Annotated in this window: 22 protein-coding genes, 1 tRNA gene and 2 pseudogenes; 20 read left to right on the plus strand and 5 right to left on the minus strand. The window is 39.4% G+C overall.

Going from position 1 to position 22883, the window contains the following annotated elements; genetic code table 11:
• Positions 1–13: 13 nt before the first annotated feature.
• The gene (locus tag VB732_RS06790; protein ID WP_323230069.1) at positions 14–3553 is read left to right on the plus strand and encodes a hypothetical protein; all 3540 of its coding nucleotides are present in this window, start codon (positions 14–16) and stop codon (positions 3551–3553) included.
• 48 nt (positions 3554–3601) lie between these two features.
• Positions 3602–4231: a Uma2 family endonuclease gene (locus tag VB732_RS06795; protein WP_323230070.1), complete on the plus strand. Its 630-nt coding sequence runs from the start codon at positions 3602–3604 to the stop codon at positions 4229–4231.
• 73 nt (positions 4232–4304) lie between these two features.
• Here the strand turns inward: VB732_RS06795 and VB732_RS06800 are convergent, their stop codons facing one another.
• On the minus strand, positions 4305–5204 hold the full coding sequence (locus tag VB732_RS06800; protein WP_323230071.1) for a DUF4351 domain-containing protein: 900 nt from the start codon (positions 5202–5204) through the stop codon (positions 4305–4307).
• A gap of 247 nt (positions 5205–5451) precedes the next feature.
• Positions 5452–5673, minus strand: coding sequence for a hypothetical protein (locus tag VB732_RS06805; protein WP_323230072.1), 222 nt, complete (start codon positions 5671–5673; stop codon positions 5452–5454).
• Positions 5674–5779: 106 nt separating this feature from the next.
• Between VB732_RS06805 and VB732_RS06810 the strand changes: the two genes are divergently transcribed.
• From VB732_RS06810 to VB732_RS06855, 10 genes and pseudogenes are all read left to right on the plus strand, one after another.
• On the plus strand, positions 5780–6007 hold the full coding sequence (locus VB732_RS06810; protein ID WP_323230073.1) for a hypothetical protein: 228 nt from the start codon (positions 5780–5782) through the stop codon (positions 6005–6007).
• Between the two features lie 207 nt (positions 6008–6214).
• Entirely contained in the window at positions 6215–6940 is a 726-nt protein-coding gene (locus tag VB732_RS06815; protein WP_323230074.1) for a phosphoadenosine phosphosulfate reductase family protein, read from the plus strand.
• Positions 6941–7068: 128 nt separating this feature from the next.
• Entirely contained in the window at positions 7069–8199 is a 1131-nt protein-coding gene (locus VB732_RS06820) for an HNH endonuclease domain-containing protein (RefSeq protein ID WP_323230075.1), read from the plus strand.
• A 194-nt stretch (positions 8200–8393) separates the two neighbouring features.
• Positions 8394–8576, plus strand: a pseudogene (locus VB732_RS06825) (restriction endonuclease); the annotation flags it as partial.
• A gap of 27 nt (positions 8577–8603) precedes the next feature.
• Positions 8604–9299 carry a DEAD/DEAH box helicase gene (locus VB732_RS35950; RefSeq protein WP_416235732.1) on the plus strand — a complete coding sequence of 232 codons (696 nt, stop codon included), beginning with the start codon at positions 8604–8606 and terminating at the stop codon, positions 9297–9299.
• Entirely contained in the window at positions 9296–11125 is a 1830-nt protein-coding gene (locus VB732_RS06835; RefSeq protein ID WP_323230076.1) for an ATP-binding protein, read from the plus strand. The genes VB732_RS35950 and VB732_RS06835 overlap by 4 nt, the downstream gene beginning before the upstream one ends.
• A gap of 65 nt (positions 11126–11190) precedes the next feature.
• Positions 11191–11460 carry a hypothetical protein gene (locus VB732_RS06840; RefSeq protein WP_323230077.1) on the plus strand — a complete coding sequence of 90 codons (270 nt, stop codon included), beginning with the start codon at positions 11191–11193 and terminating at the stop codon, positions 11458–11460.
• A complete protein-coding gene (locus tag VB732_RS06845) occupies positions 11430–11876 on the plus strand; it encodes an HNH endonuclease (protein ID WP_323230078.1) in 447 nt (148 codons plus the stop codon). Before VB732_RS06840 ends, VB732_RS06845 begins: the two co-directional genes overlap by 31 nt.
• A gap of 29 nt (positions 11877–11905) precedes the next feature.
• Positions 11906–12304 (plus strand): hypothetical protein, encoded by a 399-nt coding sequence (locus VB732_RS06850; RefSeq protein WP_323230079.1) that lies wholly within the window; start codon positions 11906–11908, stop codon positions 12302–12304.
• 51 nt (positions 12305–12355) lie between these two features.
• Complete coding sequence (locus tag VB732_RS06855; RefSeq protein ID WP_323230080.1) at positions 12356–13513, plus strand: cysteine desulfurase family protein; 1158 nt, start codon at positions 12356–12358, stop codon at positions 13511–13513.
• Positions 13514–13596: 83 nt separating this feature from the next.
• Here the strand turns inward: VB732_RS06855 and pyrE are convergent, their stop codons facing one another.
• Positions 13597–14220 carry an orotate phosphoribosyltransferase gene (gene pyrE / locus VB732_RS06860; protein ID WP_323230081.1) on the minus strand — a complete coding sequence of 208 codons (624 nt, stop codon included), beginning with the start codon at positions 14218–14220 and terminating at the stop codon, positions 13597–13599.
• A 100-nt stretch (positions 14221–14320) separates the two neighbouring features.
• Between pyrE and VB732_RS06865 the strand changes: the two genes are divergently transcribed.
• On the plus strand, positions 14321–14758 hold the full coding sequence (locus VB732_RS06865) for a hypothetical protein (RefSeq protein ID WP_323230082.1): 438 nt from the start codon (positions 14321–14323) through the stop codon (positions 14756–14758).
• Between the two features lie 116 nt (positions 14759–14874).
• On the opposite strand, the gene VB732_RS06870 is transcribed toward VB732_RS06865, so the two are convergent.
• Positions 14875–14947, minus strand: a tRNA-Ile gene (locus VB732_RS06870).
• A gap of 295 nt (positions 14948–15242) precedes the next feature.
• Here VB732_RS06870 and VB732_RS06875 point away from each other — a divergent pair.
• Entirely contained in the window at positions 15243–15944 is a 702-nt protein-coding gene (locus VB732_RS06875; RefSeq protein ID WP_323230083.1) for a hypothetical protein, read from the plus strand.
• Between the two features lie 118 nt (positions 15945–16062).
• A complete protein-coding gene (locus tag VB732_RS06880) occupies positions 16063–17463 on the plus strand; it encodes a hemolysin family protein (RefSeq protein WP_323230084.1) in 1401 nt (466 codons plus the stop codon).
• Between the two features lie 52 nt (positions 17464–17515).
• Here VB732_RS06880 and queC read toward each other — a convergent pair whose 3' ends face one another.
• Entirely contained in the window at positions 17516–18193 is a 678-nt protein-coding gene (gene queC / locus VB732_RS06885) for a 7-cyano-7-deazaguanine synthase QueC (protein ID WP_323230085.1), read from the minus strand.
• Positions 18194–18532: 339 nt separating this feature from the next.
• Here queC and VB732_RS06890 point away from each other — a divergent pair, with 339 nt between their 5' ends.
• From VB732_RS06890 to VB732_RS06910, 5 genes and pseudogenes are all read left to right on the plus strand, one after another.
• The gene (locus VB732_RS06890) at positions 18533–19615 is read left to right on the plus strand and encodes a Gfo/Idh/MocA family oxidoreductase (protein WP_323230086.1); all 1083 of its coding nucleotides are present in this window, start codon (positions 18533–18535) and stop codon (positions 19613–19615) included.
• Positions 19616–19850: 235 nt separating this feature from the next.
• Positions 19851–20057 (plus strand): annotated as a pseudogene (locus VB732_RS06895) (DedA family protein); the annotation flags it as partial.
• Positions 20058–20297: 240 nt separating this feature from the next.
• Positions 20298–21467: a ParM/StbA family protein gene (locus tag VB732_RS06900; RefSeq protein ID WP_323230087.1), complete on the plus strand. Its 1170-nt coding sequence runs from the start codon at positions 20298–20300 to the stop codon at positions 21465–21467.
• Between the two features lie 5 nt (positions 21468–21472).
• Complete coding sequence (locus VB732_RS06905; protein WP_323230088.1) at positions 21473–21952, plus strand: plasmid segregation centromere-binding protein ParR; 480 nt, start codon at positions 21473–21475, stop codon at positions 21950–21952.
• Positions 21953–22119: 167 nt separating this feature from the next.
• The gene (locus VB732_RS06910) at positions 22120–22857 is read left to right on the plus strand and encodes a SinI family restriction endonuclease (protein ID WP_323230089.1); all 738 of its coding nucleotides are present in this window, start codon (positions 22120–22122) and stop codon (positions 22855–22857) included.
• Positions 22858–22883 lie beyond the last annotated feature (26 nt).

Here is a 22883-nt window from a genome sequence, read left to right on the forward strand (position 1 = left end):
AATGAAAGAAATTATGACTAACAAAAAGCTATCGCATTATTTTAGTCTCCAGCGCCGCTATTCTCGTTCTATTAACCTAGAAAGAGATTTAGATAGTGTGGAAGCTTTAGAGGGTTATGTTCTGACTAAAAGAGCAATTGATTCTCTCTCACGGATCTTAAATAGTTTTAATTCTGACGAAGGAAATAGAGCTTGGACATTAACCAGTGTTTATGGAACTGGGAAATCTGCTTTTGCTCATTATTTAATTTCACTATGTGCTACTTCTCAAAACAAAATGCACATTAAATCTTTATCAATAGCTGAAGAGAAATTAGGTAAAGATAGTGAGATTTATCAATTAATTCAAGACAAAATTAACTCGGTAGGATTAATGAGGGCTGTGGCTACGGGACAAAGAGAACCGATTAGTCATACCATTATCAGAGCTTTATTAACAGGTATTGATACTTTTTGGACTGCTACCCAAAAAAATAAAATCAATGTTGTTCGTCAGTTGGTAGATTTAGAAGCAGAAATTAATGATGGGGGAAAAATTGATAGTAAAGAGATTCCTAATTTGGTGTTAGAAGTTGCCAAGGAATCTAAAACTGGTATTTTCCTTGTTATTGATGAACTGGGTAAGAATTTAGAGTATGCTGCTCATGCTCAAGGTGCTGAGGATTTATATCTTTTGCAACAATTAGCCGAATTACCAAAAGATAGCAAAACTCCTATTTATATTTTAGGTATTTTACATCAAGCATTTGCAGAATATACTCAAAGATTAGCAACTTTTCAAAAAAACGAATGGGCGAAGATTCAAGGGCGATTTGAGGATATTGCTTTTACTGAATCATCTGGACAAATGATGAATCTAATTGGAGAAGCAATTGATTCGTCGGCAGCAGACAATATAAGTTGTGCTATTCGTAGTGACTCTGAGGAGTGGAGTAAATATTTAGAACCAATAATTGTAGATGAAGAGATAACCGATCGAGTTATAAAAAAAGTTTATCCACTACATCCCTTATCTGCGTTCGCTTTACCAACTCTGTGTCAACGGTATGCTCAAAATGACCGTTCTTTATTCACATTTTTAACGAGTGGTGAGCCTTTATCATTTCGTAATTTTCTAGAAGAAGCAACAGTTAAAGATAATAACTTACCATGCCTTAAGTTAGATCGAGTTTATGACTATTTTATTGAAGCTGCGGGAATGGGTTTATCCTCTCGCCCTAATTTGCAAAGATGGGTAGAAGTTCAAGATTTAATTAATGATGCTAAACGCTTAGAAGAAGATAGTTTGAGGGTACTAAAAACTATTGGGATTTTGAACCTGATTACAGTGACGGGTTCGATGAGGGCGACAAGAACTTTAGTATCTTTAGCAATGTGCGATCGCCCCTCAGAAACCCAAATTGATTATTGGCAACAAATTATTGATAAACTGCTAAAACAGAATCTAATTACTCATCGTCGTCAATTAGATGAATTGCGGATTTGGCAAGGCTCTGATTTTAATGTTGATAGTGAGTTAAGTACATATATAGAACAAGAGCGATCGCCTTTAGTTAAGCTATTATCTCTCCAGCGTCCTTTAAGACCAATAGTAGCCCAACGTCACAGTTATCAGACGGGAACTTTACGTTATTTTGAACGCCATTATTTAGATAATTCCCAAGATTTGAGTCAATTACGTTGTAGTAGTGCGGATGCAGATGGTTTTGTGGGGTATTGGGTAGATGACGAAATGCCTAATTCTGTTCCTTCCACAACTAGCGATGGTAAACCATTAGTTATTTTGAGTGCAGCTAATTTAGATATTTTGCGAATTCGTACTCTAGAATTTGTGGCTTTAAATAATATCAAAAAAACAGCCAAAGAGTTACAAACTGATGGGGTAGCGAGAAAAGAGGTAAATTATCGTTTACAAGAAGCCGAAGAATTTTTGGATGAAACTCTCAATCAGTCATTTAGTATAGGTATAAATCAGCAATGTTGGATTCAAGGAGAAGTCGAAAGACTCAATAACATTACTGACTTTAATAGTAAGCTTTCTGATATTTGCGATCGCGTTTATCATCGCAGTGCAATTTTGTGGAATGAATTAATTAATCGTCGAGATTTAACCTCTCAAGGAGCAAAGGCTAGACGAGAATTAATTCAGGCAATGTTGGAACATCAAAATGAAGAAAGATTAGCTTTAGAGGGTTATGGCCCCGAAGTGAGTATGTATTATTCTCTGTTAGAAGAAACAGGGATTTATCGCCAAGAAGATGATTATTGGGATTTTTATCCACCATTAGAAAATTCGGGTTTGAATTATCTGTGGGAAGCAGTTGAAAATTTTTGTTTAGCAGCAACAGAAACAAGCCAAACTTTTGATTTACTTTATCAACATTTAGCAGCACCTCCCTACGGTGTGAAACAAGGTGCAGTACCGATAATTTTAGCGGCGGTACTGTTGTATCACGCTGATGATTTGGGACTTTATCAAGATGGTACATTTATTCCTATATTAGGAACAGAACATTTTGAATTATTAGTTAAATATCCTGAACGCTTTGCAGTTAAGTATTTTGCAGTAGTCGGATTAAGGGCAGAAGTTTTCAAAGAATTAGAAGCAATTTTACGCAATCCTCAATTAAAAAAATTGGGTAAAGTTCGTAATGCCACTCTGTTAACGGTAGTTACTCCTCTTTATCAATTTGTTAATAAATTGCCTAAATATACTCAACAAACCCGACGACTGGCAGATGAACCAAGAGCCATTTTAAAAGCATTAAAAACTACTGTTGAACCTGATGAATTGTTATTTAAAGCTTTACCAGCAGCTTGTAATTTACCCTCTATCAGCACTGAAGCCGAGGATGATGGTGTCACTGCGAAAACTTTACGCACTAAGTTAGTTCATGCCCTCAGAGAGATTCATACAGCTTACGATCGCTTGTTGAGTGATTGTCAAAAACTGATTTATGAAGGCTTTGGGGTCAGAAGTAAGGAAACAAAACTCAGAGAAGATTTGCGGGTAAGGGCGAATTATTTAGCCGGAAAATGTATTGAATCCTCACTAAAACGCTTTATTCGAGCAGCATCCGATGAAACCGCAAGTGATTCTCAGTGGTTGGAAGCTTTGGTGATGATTGTTGCGGATAAACCTGCTGAATCATGGACAGATGATGATGCTACTGCATTTGAGATGAAATTAGCGGATCTGGTGCGACGGTTTAAGAATCTGGAAGCTTTGCAAAAGGAAGTCGCCGCGAAGGGAGAAGGTTTTGAAGCCCGACGGATTACAATGACTCGTCCAGATGGGCAAGAAATCAATCGAATGCTATGGGTAGATCATGGGAGAGAATCGCAGGTTGAACAGATTGTTGACGAATTTTTGGCAAAATTACCTGACGATCAGCAGTTACGACAAGCGGTTTTGGCAAAGTTGAGTGAACGGATTTTAAATGCTGATTTGCCAGAGACGGTTATTAAAATTGAAGAAAAGCGAACTGATGAAAATATCAAGGGGAAAGAAGAACACCAGATCCCCGACTTCTTAGAGAAGTCGGGGATCTGAACCTCTCAAAATTACGAAATATATCCACACAATTTTGGAGCAGTGACAATGTTAGGTTTACTAGCAAAATTGAGCAAATGGGAAGAATTAACCAGTCAACCCGCTTTAGAAAACATTGATTCTGACCAAATTTTACTCATGAATGGGATTAACTGGGATATATATGAGACACTATTAAAAAGTTGTCAAAATACTTCTCATTATCGCTTTAAATATTTAGAAGGTACTTTAGAAATAATGTCACCTAGCCGTCGCCATGAGGTCGATAAAAAGATCATTGCTTTACTGTTGGAAATCTATTTTTTAGAAAAAGGTATTGATTTTTATCCTTTAGGTTCAACTACTTTTAGAAGAGAAGCAGCAGCTAGAGGGATAGAACCAGATGAATGCTATTGTTTTAATTCTGAAAAACCTGTTCCCGATCTGGCAATTGAAATAGTTGTAACCAGTGGAGGAATAGATGATTTATTAATTTATCAAGGCTTAGGTGTACCGGAAGTTTGGTTTTGGCAGAATAATCAATTTTTATTATATTATCTGCGTGGTAATAGGTATGAGCAAATAACTAAAAGTGAACTTTTACCAGATTTGGATTTAAGCCTGTTGGCAAGTTTGGTTATGTCAGGTGAAAAACCAAAAGATTTAGTCTCAAAGTTCCGTGAAAGCATTCGTAGATGAAATTTGATCTAGCAGGTTGGGTTACGCTACGTTCCACCCAACCTAAAAAACGGCTGATGATTGTTTATCCTTGTTATTGGTTTAACCAAGTTTCTAAATCAGCAACCTTAGAAAAGTCTAGTAATGCTTCTCCTAGATTTTCTAATTGTTCAATCGATAATCCTTTAATTCGCTCGATTAATGATTCATTAATTTCCCCAACACGGCGATTGAGCAGACGTATAATTAAATGTTGTTCTCCTTCCTGCCTTCCTTCCTGTCTTCCCTCTTGTTTGGCTTGTTCCCTGTCTCTTTGATAAAGTGGTTCTAATCGCATAACTAACTCCCTATCATCTGTTTCTAATTCTTGATTTACTCTCAAGTTTTCGCGCAAGTTGTAAACTAATTCCAGGGTTGCTTTTTGGTATGGATGATTTAATGGTAACGCTTGCAATTCGATAATTGCCTGCGACTGCACGCTTCCCCTACCCAAAAGCCTCAACCATAATGTTTCCGGTATCTGTGGTAATTGATGTATCGCTACAATTGCTGTCCGCAAAGCATCTGCGAGAAAATGTACTCCTGATAACCAACCTTCTTTTTGCATAGTTCCAAAGCTAGATAATCTAGTTTCAGATATCGTTGGAGTAAGAACCCACAATTTGGGAATTTCTGAGTCCTGAAGTTTAGTTTTATTTGCTTTAGCTTCTCGTCGTAAAAGAGCCTTGACTTCTAATAATTTTAGAATACAGTCGCATATTTCATCGGTAGAAGCTGGATTGCGGAATGGTTCTATGAGTGCAGGATTTTCAGCAAATCTTCCTAATAAACCCAGTATTTGTAAATTAGAGCTTTGCTGTTTGTCAGGAGTGAAGAAAACATCTATTTCTTTAATCTCTCCTGAGACTTTTTCTGATGACTTGACTTCTCCGTAATCTTTTAGCAATTCTTCCAGATAGTCTTTGGCAAATTTGTCATGTATGAAACGTGTCATTCAATTAGTTCTCTAGTTATTTAAATTATCAAGAGTTGGTGTAATGCGCGATCGCGTCCATGCGTGTCAACTCAAGCCTTGGCGAATGGAATTCGCGGCTACACAGGCAAAGTCCGCCTCCGCGGACTAAAGTCAAATTAAAGTTTTGAAACCCACGGAGGTGGGTTTTGATTGTGTAGACGCGGTTTCTAACCGCCCATTTCGCGTTCAGTTGACACCAATAGATCGCGCCAACTCCCTACACTCCCTATCTAATTAATAGACTCACTACATCACCTGATTCACCTAAACTACCTGCTATTACAGGTTTAGACCAAGAACCTACTTCTGCATAACCTATAGTATGCAACCGATGGGTAGTCGTCTTCACTACATTAGGACTATCGATTAGCAGGTGTTTTATCTTTTCTCTACTTACCTGGACTTGATTGCTGCTGTTATCTTGTAATGTCACAAATTCTTCTGCCATAACACACCTGTTTAATGTTGCAAAGTGGGATTAATCACTTTAATGCTTTATTGTACCGTACATACAAAACGTACCCTATAAAAGGTTTATTGAAACTTAACGATTTATGATGAGTCTTGATGATGTGCAAGAGTTGTTTGTGACAGAGAAGCGTCAGGGAAAAGAGTATCTTGGTTTCTATCTTCCAGAGGGTAAGAGGGAGCTGTTTAAGGAGTACTGTCAATTTATTGACAGTACTATGAAGGATGAACTGGAGAAGTTCGTTGACCAGTGCATATCCGATGCTAAGTTCGAGCAATACCGAGAAATGAAGCGTAGGTTAAAAGATAAGTGATGTTTCGTTCTACCCAATTTAAGATTTTTGGCTTGAACTGAACGGGAATCAGGTATAAAAGCGTAATTGGCTAGTTTATAAAAATGTTGTTAATTCAGTAATTTCACTAAGTCTTTTTTACATTAGTTTAAATAAACTACATATTGTATTTACATATTTGCTAAAATATTAGAATTATTAATTGCCAAAAAGCACGAAAAAACAAGCATGGCAGAGAAAAAAGTTAGACACATATTGGGTCTTTCTGGAGGTAAGGATAGTACGGCTTTAGCAGTATTACTGCATAAGGAAATTCCAGAGATGGAATATTTTTTTTGTGATACCCATAAAGAATTACCGGAGACTTACGAATATCTTGACCGCATCAAAGCACGTCTGGGGATTAAAATTCATTATCTCAGTGACAAACGAGGCTTTGACCATTGGTTAGCGATTCATGATGGTTTATTACCTTCACCCCAAATGCGTTGGTGTACGGTGAAGATGAAAATTAGGCCTTTAGAGGATTTTGTGGGGGATGATGAGGCTATTAGTTACATTGGTATTCGTGCTGATGAAAACCGTGATGGTTATATCTCCACTAAACCTAATATTAAACCTGTGTTTCCCTTTAAGGAAAAGGGTTTAGTTAAGGCTGATGTTATCCGGCTATTAGAAGATAGTGGAATTGGACTCCCTGATTATTATCGCTGGCGCAGTCGTTCTGGGTGTTTCTTCTGTTTCTTCCAACGCAAGTATGAATGGGTAATGTTAGCGCAGGAACATCCTAAGTTATTTCAAGAAGCCGTTGATTATGAGTCGAATCATAAAGACGGTAGAACCTATACATGGACAGATGGGGAAAGCTTATTGCAACTTCTAGAACGCAAGGATGAAATTATTGCTCAACATGAGAAGTCAATGGCTAAAGAAAAAAAGGCTGTTTTTAATTAATTATTACGTAGCTGAAGCATTAGAAGAAATTTTAGCTCAAGAAGATGATGCTTTACCTTGTTTGGCTTGTAATTTGTAATTTTATGAAATGCAAATTGTAAGTTTGGGAGCTTTAATATTAATTAAATATGTATGATTTACCAATTTCTGATAATTTAAATATTTCAGCTTTAGCAGGATTATTTGATTCAACAACAAATTCTTATAAGTACCTTTATTTTTTATCATTATTAGATATTTTAAAGAGAAAAGGTTTTGATAATTTATTACCTATTAGCTTTCGAGAAATTATTGTCGAAATTTTAGCTAATGCTTGGTATCCTCACAACTATTTTAAACTTTATTTTGGAACACAAGATCAAATAGCTAAGGCATTAGATAGCCTTGAACTAGAAATTACAGAACCAATCTTAAAATTTACAGATACAGATAAATCATTATTAAGACGAACAATTGATCAAAACGATTTGACAAAGATTATTAACGATTTTAAGAAAAATGTTCCTTTTCGATTAATACGTCCATTTTTATTAGAAAAATTGCGTGAATTTAATGTAAATTATGAAGTAGTTCTGAGAACTCCAGCAATAGCTAATCAATATTTTGATGTTTATAAACCCTTGTATCGTTTTAATTCAAATAGTTATAAAGATAGTAATAGTATTATTTTGCATCCAGAATGGATTAAATATTTAGAGGAAAATTACACAATAGTTAGGGGTTGGGCATCTTGGGAATGGCTAAATTATATGCAGCAAAGAAACCCCAGTACTCCTAATGTGGTTAATAAATTATTTATGCCACAAGAAAGAGATTCTTTAACAGAGCAGAAGAAATATTGGAAAACTGTTTTAGAATATCAAGATATTGAATGCATTTATTCTAAGGTTCTCTTAAATAAGAATGAAATTTCATTAGATCATTATCTGCCTTGGTCTTTTGTAGCTCATAATCAACTATGGAATGTAATTCCAACTACAAAATCTGTTAATTCTTCTAAATCTAACAATTTACCATCCGAAGAATATTTTCATGCTTTTGTAAAATTACAACATCGCGGTTTAACTGTTGCCTATGAAAATATATCTAAAAATCAATGGTTAAAATATACTGAGTCATTTGTATCTGAATTAAAAGTTAGTCAAGCTGATGATTTATTAAAATTAGAGGTTTTGAGTAACGCTTATAAAATAACAACTCTACCTTTAATTTCTTTAGCAACTATACAAGGTTTTAGCCCTAATTGGGTTTATGCCTAAGAAATAATGAACCCACTTTAGTAATTTGGTTGGCATATAGTGAAGAACTTTGTGAACAAGCAGTTACAGAATTTCAAAAAGCCTGGGACTGTTTAGGCGATAACTTCGTTAAGCTTCGCTAACGCACCACCACCACTTACCGCTTCTGGGGCAACCATGAGTTAGACTTAGCACAAGCTCAAGATGGCTTAGTAGTAGCAGGATTAGCGAAAGTCTATCACGCCGCAAAAAAGAGTATTCGCTTTATTAATCAACTGGGTGTGCGTTGTTCATTGGTAATTATCGATGAAGCCCATCAAGCAGTTGCCGAAACCTATAAACTCGTCTTAGATGCTTTAGTCATCCCCTACGACAAAACCGCCTTATTAGGTTTAACCGCCACACCGGGACGGACTTGGGCAGATATTAACACCGATGCACAACTAGCAAAATTCTTCGCCCAACAGAAAGTTACTTTAGAAATCCCAGGTTATGACAACCCGATTGATTATCTCGTCGATCAACAATACCTCGCTAAAGTTAACTATCGTTCCTTATTTTATGAAACAGGTATTGAACTAACTCCCCAAGACCTGAATCGGATTAATACAGAATTAGACATACCCCAATATATCCTCAATCGGTTAGCAGCAGACGAACAACGCAACCTCCGCATCATCCTAGAACTAGAAGCACTAGCCCAACATCATCAACGGATTATCGTTTTTAATACCTCCGTTGAACACGCTAGACTCATCGCTTCAATATTGCGTTTCAGAGGATTTAATACTGATGCTGTTACAGGTGATACCCCAAAATCAGAGAGAGAAAGGCTGATTCAAAGTTTTAAAGACGAACAGCCCCAAACCAAGATTTTATGTAACTACGGCGTTTTAACCACTGGATTCGATGCACCCAAAACCAGCGCCGCCGTTATCGCCCGTCCCACCAAATCCCTTGTCCTCTACAGCCAAATGGTAGGACGCGCCATTCGCGGACTCAAAGCTGGGGGTAATGCTACCGCCGAAATTGTCACCGTTGTGGATAGCCAACTCCCCGGTTTTGGTTCAGTAGCATCAGCTTTTCACAATTGGGAAGACGTTTGGAGGAAAAACCCATGAATGCTAACGCCCATGATATCGTTCCAACTCACCTGGCAGTTCAAGCAATGCGCGATAACGGTTATAAAAACGCCGCTTATGCGATCGCTGAATTAATGGATAATGCCATTCAAGCCGGTGCATCCCAAGTAGAGTTATTGTGTGGTGAACGAAAACAACAAGTAGAAGGGAGGAAGCGATCGCGCATTGAAAAAATAGCAGTATTAGATAATGGTCGTGGTATGGATGCTAATGTTTTACGTCTAGCCCTGCAATTTGGTAATGGTACATATTTAGACCAAGATAAACATACCGGAATCGGTCGTTTTGGTATGGGTTTACCCTCATCCTCCATTTCTCAATGCCAACGGGTTGATGTGTGGTCATGGCAAAATGGCATAGAAAATGCACTCCACAGTTATCTTGACTTAGATGAAATCAAAAATCGGCGAATGACCGAAGTACCAGAACCTACCGCTAGACCAATTCCAATGACTTGGACAAAAATCGGTCAGAAATTTGGTGACAGTGGGACATTAGTAATGTGGTCAAAAATCGACCGTTGTATGTGGCGAACAGGAAAAGCGATTATTGATAATTCTGAATTTGTGATCGGGAGAATGTATCGCAAATTTATCAATAGACATGAAGTCAAAATTCGGATGTTAGCATTTGATTTAGATGCTTTATATGACATCATTATAGAAAAATATGCTCTACCTAACGACCCTGGTTATCTAATCGAAAAAACCTCCTGTGATCCACCATTTGATAATCAGGCAATGTTCCAACATTGGCAGGGTGATACATCTTATGAAGCTATTTTTACTATTGATTTTCGTGAACAAGAACATGAAGTCAAAGTTCGCTTTTCCTATGCTAAAGAAGAAGCACGTCTAATAGAAGGAGTGAATAATCCAGGAAGTACACCTCATGGACAACACGCAAAGAAAAACATTGGAGTTTCTATTGTTCGTGCAGGTAGAGAACTAGAACTAGATACGGGAGTAGTCAATGGTTATGAACCTACAGAACGTTGGTGGGGTGTAGAAGTAGAATTTCCACCCTCTCTTGATGATATTTTTGGAGTCACTAATAATAAACAATCAGCCCGGAATTTTAGTGAACTTTTACAAGTCAATATTCAATCTTTATTAGAGGCAGGTAAAACAATTACCCAACTAAAAGAAGAACTCAAAGAAGACGGAGATCCCAAAAGTCCTCTTTTAGATATAGCTCATAAAATAAATAGTCAATTAAGTATTATCCGTGGTTTAATCAAGGCACAAACAAAAGGCACTCGTACCACGCCTGAAAAACGTCATGACCCTTACAAAACTGAGAAAGTAGCCACTACAGTTACCCAAGAACGTCAATCCCAGGGTTACAAAGGTCAAAGTGATCTAGATGAACAATTACCCAAAGAAGAACGAAAACAAGTCATTAAAGAAACTTTAAAAGAAGAAGGAGTTACAGAAAGCAAAGCCGAATTACTAGCAGCAACTACAGTAGATGATGGCTTAAAATATACCTTTGTTGAAGCTCCTCTTGATACTTCTGCTTTCTTCTCAGTTAAACCCAGAGGAGGAGCAATTATTGTTACTTTAAATACCAATCATCCTGCTTATCAAAATTTAGTAGAAATCTTAGAGGAGGACGTAGATAAAGCCGATATAGATACTTTACGTTCTCGGTTGATCAACTCATTAGATGGATTGAAGTTACTACTAATGGCATGGGCAAGGTATGAGGATGAACAACCAGATGGTAAACGTAAAGAAAATGCTCAAGATACTCGCATTGATTGGGGGAGAGTTGCTAGAAGATTTTTAGAGAATGAGTTATGAAATGATAAACTATAGATCGTCAATTAATTGAGGCACAATAGAATCAAAGACACTATAAACACGCAATGACTACTCAATTGATGGTTCAACCCTCATCTTTAATATCTTCTGGTATCAAGATGAGCGAATTTGGTGACATTTATCTGTTTAAATTTACCGATGAGCTACAGTCTCGCTTTGAAGAACTGTTGGAAAAGAAAAAAGCTGATGCACTCACTTCTCAAGAAGAAGCTGAATATGTCGGTATCTCGGAATTAGAGCGAATCTTTACCTTGATTAACGCTCAACTAGCGGCGAAAACTAAATGGTGTCCGAACCAACTCGAAAATTTGTAAGACAACGAGCGAAATATCTTTGCGAATACTGCCACTCTCCAGAATACTTAAGTCCAGACCGTTTTACCATTGACCATATTATGCCGCAGTCTTTGGGCGGCTCTGATGAACTGGATAATTTGGCTTTAGCTTGTCATCGCTGTAATGAGCGTCACTATAATTTTACAACGGCTACTGATCCTAAAACCCAAGAACAAGTCCCTCTATTTCATCCCCGTCAGCAAAAATGGTCTGACAATTTTATCTGGACAAAAGACGGTATAAAAATTTTAGGTACAACTTCTACAGGGAGAGCTACTAGTGAGAGATTTGATTTCAATGATGAGCGTCGAGATGAGCCTTCGATTCAAGTGGCTCGTCGTTTTTGGGTAGAAGCGGGTTGGCATCCCCCGCAATCAGATCCACGTCAAGGATAAGATAAAGCTTATGGAGTGAACGATGATTAATGATTAATACTATACTGACTAATCAAAATCCTGAATTAACTAAAAATTATATTATTAAACTGTTAGACCAATTAACTATTGATTATCAAAATACTAAATCAGAACGAAAAGCGATCGCTCATCAATCTTCTACATCTGAAGAAGAATTTACAGTGTTAGAAGAAATTGAACTATTAACTACAGATATTCGGGGTTATGCTAGCCAAATTAAAGCCACAGGTTCTATAGACAACCCACAAGAAGCAATTAAAGAATTACAACATAAGCGAGTATTTGATATTCCTAATGTCACTCAATTTTATTTTAATAATTCTCAGCAATATGATAATACTAAATATTATTTACGGATGCTAGATTACCTACGATTAATAATTTTAGAATATTTAACTATTCAGTAAAGCCTTAAAAAAAATATGTAAAAAATTTCAAGCGGAAAATTTTGACAGGCAATGACTACACAAGAAAAAATAATTTACCTTGATTACCATTCAACGACTCCCGTTGACCCTAGAGTAGCAGAAAAAGTCATGTACTATATGACTACTGCTTTTGGTAATGCAAATAGTGTAGCTCATGGTTATGGAAATGAAGCAGCACAAGCAGTTAAACAAGCTCGTCAACACATAGCTGAATTAATCAATGCTTCTGTCAAGGAAATTATTTTTACATCTGGTGCAACAGAAAGTATTAACTTAGCAATTCAAGGACATATTTCTCAACAAAATACTCCCGCCAAAATAATTGTTTCCCCAGTTGAACACAAAGCGGTTTTAGATACCTGCAAAGTATTAGCCAAAAAAGGACTTGCGGAAATAATTTGGTTAAATGTCAATCAACAAGCCCAAATTGATTTAGAATATCTAGAAAAAATCTGCTCTGGCGGTGCTTCCTTACTCTGTGTGATGGCTGCTAATAATGAAGTGGGGACAATTTACCCAGTAGAAAAAATTGGAGCGATCGCACAAAAATACTATATCCCTTTTTTATGTGATGCTTCCCAAGCAGTCGGTAAAATTCCCCTCAACTTCCAAGACTGGGGAATTACCTATCTAGCTATTTCTGGGCATAAACTTTATGCACCCAAGGGAGTTGGTGCATTAGTAGTGAAAAAAGGTTATCACCTTCAACCCCTTATTTACGGTGGCGGACATCAACAGGGACTCAGATCGGGTACACTCAATGTCCCCGGAATCGCTGGTTTGGGGGAAGCTTGCAGATTGAGACGATTGGAAATGGAAGCAGATGAAAATGCGATCGCACTTTTACGAGATCAGCTACAAAATCTACTCAAGGCTCAAATTCCTAATTTACTGGTGAATGGAGACTTAAACAACCGTTTATCAGGTAACTTACATATTTCTATCCTTGACATCCCTAATAGTGCCATTATTGCTAGAGTTCGCCATCAATTAGCTATTTCTACAGGTGCGGCTTGTTCATCAGGTATTGTCGCGCCATCTCACGTTCTGCAAGCGATGAATCTTGGAGAAAATATAATTGAGGGAGCGTTAAGAATTGGTATTGGGAAATTTACAACCAAAGAAGAAATCGAAAAAGCATCTTCTGCGATCGCCAATGCAGTAAAGGCTATTTTGAGCCTAAAATAATAAAACCCTTATTAGGGCTTTAAGAGTAATATTTTCAACTACACAAAATATGTCAACTTGTCAAACAATTTGGCAAGCGACACTTATGATTTCGCAAGTTGTCGGTAGCGTTCCTGAACTTCTTGAATCGAAAACAAAGTTTCAAACTTCAATCCAGCTGACTGGTACAACTCACCTCCACCTTGCTGTCGATCTACCAGTGAAATTATTTGATTTACGGTATAACCTGCATCCTTAAGACGTTCAACTGCTTTCAGAGCAGATTGCCCAGTTGTCACCACATCTTCCAAAACTACTACTTTTGCACCTTCTGGTAAAGTGGGGCCTTCTATATAAGCTCTCGTTCCATAACCCTTGGCTTCCTTGCGAACAATCAGCGCTGGTATTGGCCGGTTTTCATAAACAGAAACTATACTCACTGCTGTCACCATCGGGTCAGCCCCCATTGTTAAACCACCTACAGCTTGTGTATCTACAGGTAGTAAAGGAAATAGTAATCGTCCCACAGCCAAAGCGCCTTGAGGATGGAGTGTTACTTGTGTCTTGTTGACGTAATAAGAACTACGCAGCCCAGAAGAGAGAAGAAAATCACCTTCTTGATAAGCAAGTTGGCAAAATAAATCTAGTAGCTTGTGGCGCAGGGCGGTCAAATCAGGGGTGGTTGCCCAAATATCTGAGTGGGTAAGAGTTTCAGTAGGATACGTCATTACAAAACATTAAAAGTTGTGCTACACCAAAGGTTGAACTCATCAGAGTTCTGAAATTAAGCATAAATTAAGATTGCCCAAAAATTGAGGAGTTAGGAAGGTGGGTATAAAATTTAAAACCTTTGGTGGTTTATTGGTACTGCTTGCTGCTGGTATTGCTTTTCCCTCAGTTGCATCCGCCCAAACGGAAACCCGCAAAACTGAAACTACGAATGATGCATTTGAACGAGCTTATTTTCGTCACGATCGCAATTTCTACGAAAATGGCAGCAGCCTTAAGCGTCAGCTAGACGTATTTTTCGGATCTGGTACTGGTTTCGGTGGTTCTTTCCCAGAAAATGAAATTGCCCGCGATGCTGAGTTGGTTAACACCTTATATCATGATGCCCTGACTCAGCAAGTTGGCAACGATCCTTATATTCGCACCCCTGATTTACCAAATCCCTACAACACATCGCTGATGATGTCTCCTCGTTTTAATAGCAGCCAACTCAAAGTAGGAACTGAATTCAGGTTTGAAACTTTACCACCTCGGTAATATTAGGGAGTGGGGAGCAGGGGATTATAATTAATAACCAACACTTCAGCAACACTCAACACCAGCGCCCATGCCCCATGCTCCATATTCTTTATTAGTATTCCTTGATGATTCAATGCGCCCTGCTGGAATCGAACCAGCCTGAAGACGAATTATGAGTTCGTTGCCTCCCCAATCGGCCAAAGGCGCTTGTTTTTTTGAGTTTTGGGTTTCTACGAGTAAATTAATTTAACTCTTATGTCAACTTTATTTGCTAATTTTATAGTGAGGCAAATACCTCATCCACTGAGTTTAGCCAATTCCGTAATTATAGCACAAATTTACCACGTGTGAATACTGGACACTAGTTCACCAAATTTTTATACTACATAATTTAATCATGAAATAGTACAGACTAATATTGATTAAGTTCCTTTAAGGATTGAGGTCAAAAGCTTCACTATTCTTAAATAGACCAGCATTCTTATGCGATCGCTTATCAGCAATGAAAATAAATTCTACTGTACTTCTTACTTTGATTTTGTTAATCCTGATGATGGGAGCAGGTTCTGTGAGTGCCTTTTTGGGGTTTGAACTGGGGAGTTCAGCACTTAAAGGCGTTACCACACCAGATGGGCGGCCTACGACCAAATTCGCCAGCAATAAGGCAAATAGCTCTCAACAGGGAGGGCTAGTGCTATTAAAAGAGGAAGAAATTCTGAAAGTTGTCAAGGCGCGAATTGACGGTAAGACTAAGGCCGCTAAATCGGAAAAGCTAGAGGAAGATGACGAAGAAACCAATAACAGCAAGCAGAAGCCAGAGGAGAAACCCCCAGAAGTGGTTGAAGAAAAACCTCTGCCAGGTTTTCCAGTTACTGCCCAAAGTGAGGGCGTAACCATGACTGTGCAATCTGCCCGCTATTCTGGTGGTGATTTACTACTGAAAGTGAAAATGCAGAACAAAGGTAAGGATTCTGTGCGCTTTTTGTATAGCTTTTTAGATGTTACCGATGATAAAGGACGAACCCTAAGTGCGAGTACAGAGGGTTTACCAACAGAATTGCCTGTAAATGGGCCAGCATTTTCAGGTACAGTGAGCATTCCCACGGCTTTACTTGATGATGTCAAGAAAATATCACTTGCTCTTACTGATTATCCCGCTCAAAAATTGAAGTTAGAGGCATCGGATATTCCTGTGGAAAGGTAGAAAAGGATTGGGAATTGGGGATTGGGAATTGGGAATTAAGGATTGGGGATTGGGAAAACACTTTCTTTATCCCCTTGTCCTCCTCATCTTCCCCATTACCCATTCCCCATTCCTTTAAATGGAGGGCGTGAGTTTTACACGAGCTTTGGCAGTGAGTGGTTTTCCTAATTTGATCTGGACGGATGTGGCGCTGCGGTTGTTGTCAGTGCTACTACTGATTGCCATAAATGCCTTTTTTGTGACTGCGGAATTTTCGATGGTGAGCGTGCGGCGATCGCGTATTCACCAGCTAGTTAAGGCAGGGGATGTTCCAGCGATCGCAGTCGAAATGCTACAGCGTAGTATTGACCGACTGCTATCTACCACCCAGTTAGGCATTACCCTTTCTAGTTTGGCACTGGGATGGATTGGAGAAAGTACGATTGTCGTACCGGTAAGTACATGGTTAAAATCCTGGCCTTTACCCGGTGGGATGACTAACTCCCTGGCTCATTCCCTATCAATTCCCATTGCCTTTTTCTTAATTGCCTATTTGCAAATTGTCATCGGAGAATTATGTCCCAAATCCTTAGCAATGCTGTACTCAGAACAGCTAGCTCGCTTTTTGGGCCCTTCAGTAAAAGCGATCGTACGTTTTTTTGGCCCCTTCATCTGGATTCTTAACCAATCAACTCGTTTTTTATTGCGGATTTTTGGTATCCAATACACAGGACAAGGCTGGAGGCCGCCTGTAACTCCCGAAGAATTGCAACTGATTATCTCTACAGAATGGGGATCTACGGGTTTACAGCGTGCAGAACGAGAACTGCTCAACAATGTCTTTGAATTTGGGGATGTCATGGCTCAAGATGTGATGATCCCCCGCACCAGTATTATCACGCTGCCAAAAGATGCTACCTTCCAGACATTACTTAGAGAAATGGCTGATACTGGTTACTCACGCTACCCCGTGATTGGTGAATCTTTAGACGATGTTCGCGGCATTATTTATTTTAAAGATTTGGCACAACCTTTAGCTGTCGGAAAACTAAGCTTAGAGACACAAATCCAACCTTGGATGCGTCCCGTCCGGTTTGTTCCAGAACACACGCCCTTAAGTGAACTTTTGCCAATGATGCAGCAAGAGAAACCCGCTATGGTCATGGTAGTGAATGAATTTGGCGGTACTGTAGGACTCGTGACAATAAAAGATGTCATTGCCGAAATCATTGGCGACGCAAGCGTTCCTGAAAGCAGTGACGACTTACTGATTCAGATGTTAGATGAGCAAAAATTTCTGGTGCAGGCACAAGTTAACCTCGAAGACCTCAATGAGGTTTTGCATCTCAATTTACCCCTGACTAGAGAATACCAAACACTAGGGGGCTTTTTGCTGTATCAGTTACAGAAAATTCCTGTCAAAGGCGAAACTTTCTGTTATGAAAATCTCGAATTCACTGTGGTATCAGTTGTTGGCCCACGCCTGCATCAAATTCAACTGCGACGGTTAGAAGAGTTAGGAGTTGAGAGACGCGATTAATCGCGTCTGTACAGGAGTTAGAAGTTATGGATTTTAACTCCTCACTCCTCATTCAAGAATCATAGACCACTGGATCGATAAGCCCCAATTCGGCAAAAGCTGCCAACCGCAAGCGACAAGAATCACATACACCGCAAGCGACATCACCACCGGCATAGCAAGACCAAGTTAGCTCCCAAGGAACTCCCAATTCATTCCCCAGTTGGATGATTTCAGTTTTTTTCAAATTGATTAGGGGTGCAACAATCTTAATTGGTTGTCCCTCACGCCCTTGTTTGGTTCCCAGACGAAAAACTTCTTGCATTGCCTGAATATAGTCGGGACGACAGTCAGGATATCCTGAGTAATCTAAGGCGTTGACACCGATATAGACACGTTCAGCTGCGATCGCCTCAGCGTAACCAAGAGCAAAGCTTAAAAAGATGGTATTACGAGCCGGAACATAAGTTACAGGAATATTTTGAGCCATTTCATCCAGCGATCGCTCCTGGGGTAAATCAATGGCATCATCGGTAAGTGCGGAACCGCCCCATTGCCGTAAATCAAAATTCACTACCTGATGTTTTGCGATCGCTGCCTTTTGAGCAACCTTGAGGGCTGACTGTAACTCTCTTCGATGTCGCTGCTGGTAATCAAAAGAGATCCCATGACATTCACAGCCATCAGCCTTAGCTTGATACAGAATTGTAGAAGAGTCCAATCCCCCAGATAACAGAATTACAGCTTTCATCTCAGTTGCAAATTTTAAATTTAAAATTACCAAATCACACCTCAACCAGATGCCAGAAGGCAATACCAAGGAGAAAATACACTTAAGTCTTACTGAATGTTTTAAAGTTCATAAAAAGACATATATTTTTGGTAGGAAGTATCAAAGGCAAAGGAAACCCGAACTATCTATACAAAAGATATTTAGATTACGGGAACTGATCGCAAACTTTGAAATTCTTCATAAACATAGGCTCTATGTTACCATCTGGATGGTTTTAGACGGATCGTAACTGGCTTTCGAGTATAAACGCCAACGGCCGTAGCGTCTCTATATTTGGTGGTTGAGGAGAGAATAATAGTGCAAGATAGCATGTCAGTGGCAGAACCGAATCTATATACACAGCGCAACCAGCCACGACCGATCCGCATAGGCGTGATTGGAGTGGGTAACATGGGACAACACCACGCTCGCGTGCTGAGTTCAATGAAAGATGTTGAACTGGTCGGAGTGGCAGATATTAACGTCGAACGAGGATTAGAAACTGCCAGTAATTACAAGGTGCGTTTTTTTGAAGATTACTGTGACCTGCTACCCCTTGTGGAAGCAGTTTGTGTAGCTGTTCCCACCCGTCTGCACTATGCCGTGGGTATCAACTGTCTGTTAGCGGGAATTCATGTTTTGATTGAAAAACCCATCGCAGCCAGCATTTCTGAGGCAGAGTCTTTAGTAAATGCCGCAGCTGAGTCTGGGTGTATCCTGCAAGTAGGCCATATTGAGCGTTTCAACCCAGCTTTTAAAGAACTAAGCCAAGTTCTAAAAACAGAGGAATTACTGGCGCTAGAAGCCCACAGAATGAGTCCTTACTCACATCGGGCAAACGATGTTTCGGTTGTGCTGGATTTAATGATCCATGACATTGACCTACTTTTGGAACTAGCTGCTTCCCCAGTCACAAAATTGACTGCTAGCGGGACTCGCTCCTTAGACTCTGGTTATCTAGATTATGTAACCGCCACCTTGGGGTTTGCCAATGGTATTGTTGCTACTCTGACAGCCAGTAAAGTCACCCACCGCAAAATTCGTCGGATTGTCGCCCATTGCAAAAATTCATTTACTGAGGCAGATTTTCTCAAGAATGAAATTTTGATTCACCGACAAACGACTGCCAATTCTCTCACCGACCACCGACAAGTACTTTATAGGCAAGATGGTGTAATTGAAAAAGTCTACACCAGCAACATTCAACCCTTAAGCGCAGAATTGGAACATTTTGTCAACTGTGTACATGGTGGCAATCAACCCTCAGTCGGTGGTGAACAAGCTCTCAAAGCCCTGAGACTGGCAAGCTTGATTGAACAGATGGCGCTTGAAGATCGAGTTTGGAATCCATTAGACTGGCAATCGGAACCAAGAGTACAATCATTAACCCCGACAGTCTAGAAGAGGACAAAGGGGAATAAGGGAGCAAGGTGGGACAAGGGGAAACTTTCTCTCTCCTCTGGCCCACAACTGCAACCTCATAAGAAAACCCTAAAATATATTTTTAAATTTGCCATCAAATCTTTAGATCCCCCTTAATCTTTTTAAAAAACTGAGTAAGGGGGATCTAAATAATTAGAAAATAAAACTCAGTGTTCCTGGAAAACCTTTTTCCTTTATTCCTTCAGAATTGATTATGCCACTGCTAGCATTTTTGTTTTACACAACATTAGGTAGCGCGGCTTGAGTGGGTTTGCTAACATACTCAGAATACATATTGGGTAGTCAGTATGAACTTGTGGACAAGTACCTCGCTCCTGTATCCAAAATCGTACTTGGGGGTTTGGTTCTAGCGTTTGTTTTCTGGATATTCAAGCGCCAGTTAAGACGTACTAGAAGATGAAACACGGACGCTTTTGGTTTGAAAGCAGTGAAAGCAGGGGTTACATCTGGCCAAAATTCGCCTACACTATGCCAAATAATACTAGATGTGCGTTGGCATGAGCTTATCGGAGATACGTCCGAAATTAATTTTTGGCGTATTTCTAGCTACACTTGACGCAACCTAGAATTTCTGGTTGCTCGCATTTTTGTAAGATGAGCATGACAACTTTTTACAGTTAAGTTTGAACTAGGAGCTTTCATGACAGACCAACCTTCCGCCGCTAACCCTATGAATAGTGCTGCTATACCCATGAATAGGCAGCCGTTAGCATCGACGACTCCCATAAATGCTGTTAATAATAATTCTCCTTCCACTACCAAGCCAGGCGGTGGTTCCGGGAAAACCATTCTCAGTGTTGATTTAGGTAGAACTTCCACAAAAACTTGTGTGAGTCGTGAACCCGGCAGTGTGGTGTTCGTACCTGCCAACGTCAAGCAGATGTCGATAGAACAAGTACGCGGTGGTGTTTTTGAAGCTAGAGCTACTGACCCTTTAATGGATTTGTGGCTGGAGTATCAAGGCAATGGATATGCTGTTGGTCAACTAGCAGCAGATTTTGGGGCGAATCTAGGAGTCGGCCAATCTAAGGTAGAGGCTGCACTAGTAAAAGTGTTAGCAAGTGCTGGCTACTTCAAGCTCAGAGACGATATCTCAGTTGTACTTGGTCTGCCTTTTCTTTCTTTAGAGCAATTTGAAAAGGAAAAAGCACAGTTGATTAGCCAAGTAGGTGGCCCTCATGTGTTGAACTTCCGAGGCGAATCTGTGTCGCTCAACGTCAATAAGGTATGGGTAATGCCAGAGGGTTACGGCAGCCTGCTGTGGTCTGAAGCTCAACCGAAGAAAAGTCCTAGCAGTCCCGATTTTACAAAAATATCGGTAGCGATCGTTGATATCGGACATCAAACCGTCGATCTTTTGATGGTAGATAACTTCCGTTTTGCCAGAGGTGCTTCTAAGAGCGAAGACTTCGGTATGAATAAGTTTTATGAATTGGTGTCTGCCGAAATCGAAGGAGCAGATAGCCAATCTCTGGCGCTGATTTCTGCTGTTAATAAACCCAGAGGTGAACGCTATTACCGTCCTAAAGGCGCTAGCAAGCCCACCAACCTAGACGATTTTCTTCCCAACCTTACAGAGATGTTTTCACGCGAAATCTGTAGCCGTGTGCTAGCCTGGTTGCCAGAGCGCGTCACCGATGTGATTCTCACTGGCGGCGGTGGTGAGTTCTTCTGGGACGACGTTCAGCGTCTACTCAAAGAAGCAAAGATTAATGCTCATTTAGCAGCACCTTCACGACAGGCGAATGCTTTGGGGCAGTATATTTATGGAGAGGCACAATTATCCTCCAATCGCGCTGCTAGGGCATAAAGCTGATGTTCCAATGGTCAAAAAAGGTAGTTAAATCCGTCACGTTCAACCCAGAGCTTGCTGATGAAAGCTTGTTAGCGCAAGTAGAAAGTTATTTGGAAAAACAACCAGACAAGACTTTCAGCGACCTCTGTAAAGAAGCCTTGTGGCAATCTTTATGTGTACCGGAATCTGTACAACCTGCTCCACAAACAGCAGCAACAACACCGGTTGAACAACAAATCGGTGAACTGCAACGTCAAGTGGCTGGACTTGAGGAACGTTTTTTTGCCAAGGGATCTAATCGTTTGGAGGCGATGGAACACCATCTATTGCAACTTTCTCAACAAGTTGCACAATTGGCGCTCATAGTCAACGATCGCTCGTTCGTCCCGTCTCCAAGTCAATTAGAAGTAGTAAATAATACTTCTTATACTGTTGCTACCCCTCCTCAAGAGGTTGACCCCGTAATCAGTCGCCTTAGTCAGTTTCTCGATGATTTTTAAGGAACAATCCAGTTTGTGAGCAGTGTCTGCTCATGTTAACAATCCTTAATAGTTAATACTATTAAGGATTATTAATGTTTATATATAGAAATATTGGGATTATTGAGATTTGTATAGATGAGGCGATCGCTCATAACTGAAACAGCAGATTTTACCCAATAGTAACTGTGAGCAATAACCTAAAAATACCGGATTTTGATGCCAATCTGATCGTGTCCGAAGCTGAAAATATCGCAAAACTTAGTGCTGGGATGTTCTGGAATGATTCTGTGAAAACAGTTTTATCCGTCTGTTGTAATTCGCCTGAATTATTTCCATATTTAAAAGTATGCAATTCTCGCTTAGATTACATTACTAAGTGGTTAAATAAGTATTTTGGTGGTTATAATAATCGAGCCTCAAAGCGAACTAGTAAAAAGATAGGAACTGTTTCAGACGAAATTATTGACACGATTCTTTCAGTTCGTTTACCGACTCTCAACACTGATGGCATTAATCACATAAAGGATGCTCATCGTCTTTCCATGTCGGCAGAAAACATCTTAGGACTTCTTTTAGAAGAATATCTTGCCGAAAAATTGTCATTTTATGGTTGGTACTGTGCTTGGGGAGAGACTATAAACAAGGTTGATTTTTGCACCAATCAAGGTGATCTATTACAAGTTAAAAATCGTAGTAATTCTGAAAATAGTTCGAGCAGTAGTGTCCGTAAAGAAACTATCATTCGGAAATGGCATAGAGTTAATGCTAAAAATGGAGTTTACTATTGGAAAAAGCTGAATCAATTAATAGGATGTTCTGATCTTTCTGAAGAAGATTTTGCCATCTTTGTTAGACAAACTATCACTGAAAATCCCGCAGCATTGTATGTAGAAAGTAGTAACTATTGGCAACAAATTCAGTAATGGAAGTCCTAAAAATAATCACCAGG

It is taken from the genome of Nostoc sp. UHCC 0252 (assembly GCF_034931145.1).
In the GTDB taxonomy this organism is placed as follows: Bacteria; Cyanobacteriota; Cyanobacteriia; order Cyanobacteriales; family Nostocaceae; genus Nostoc.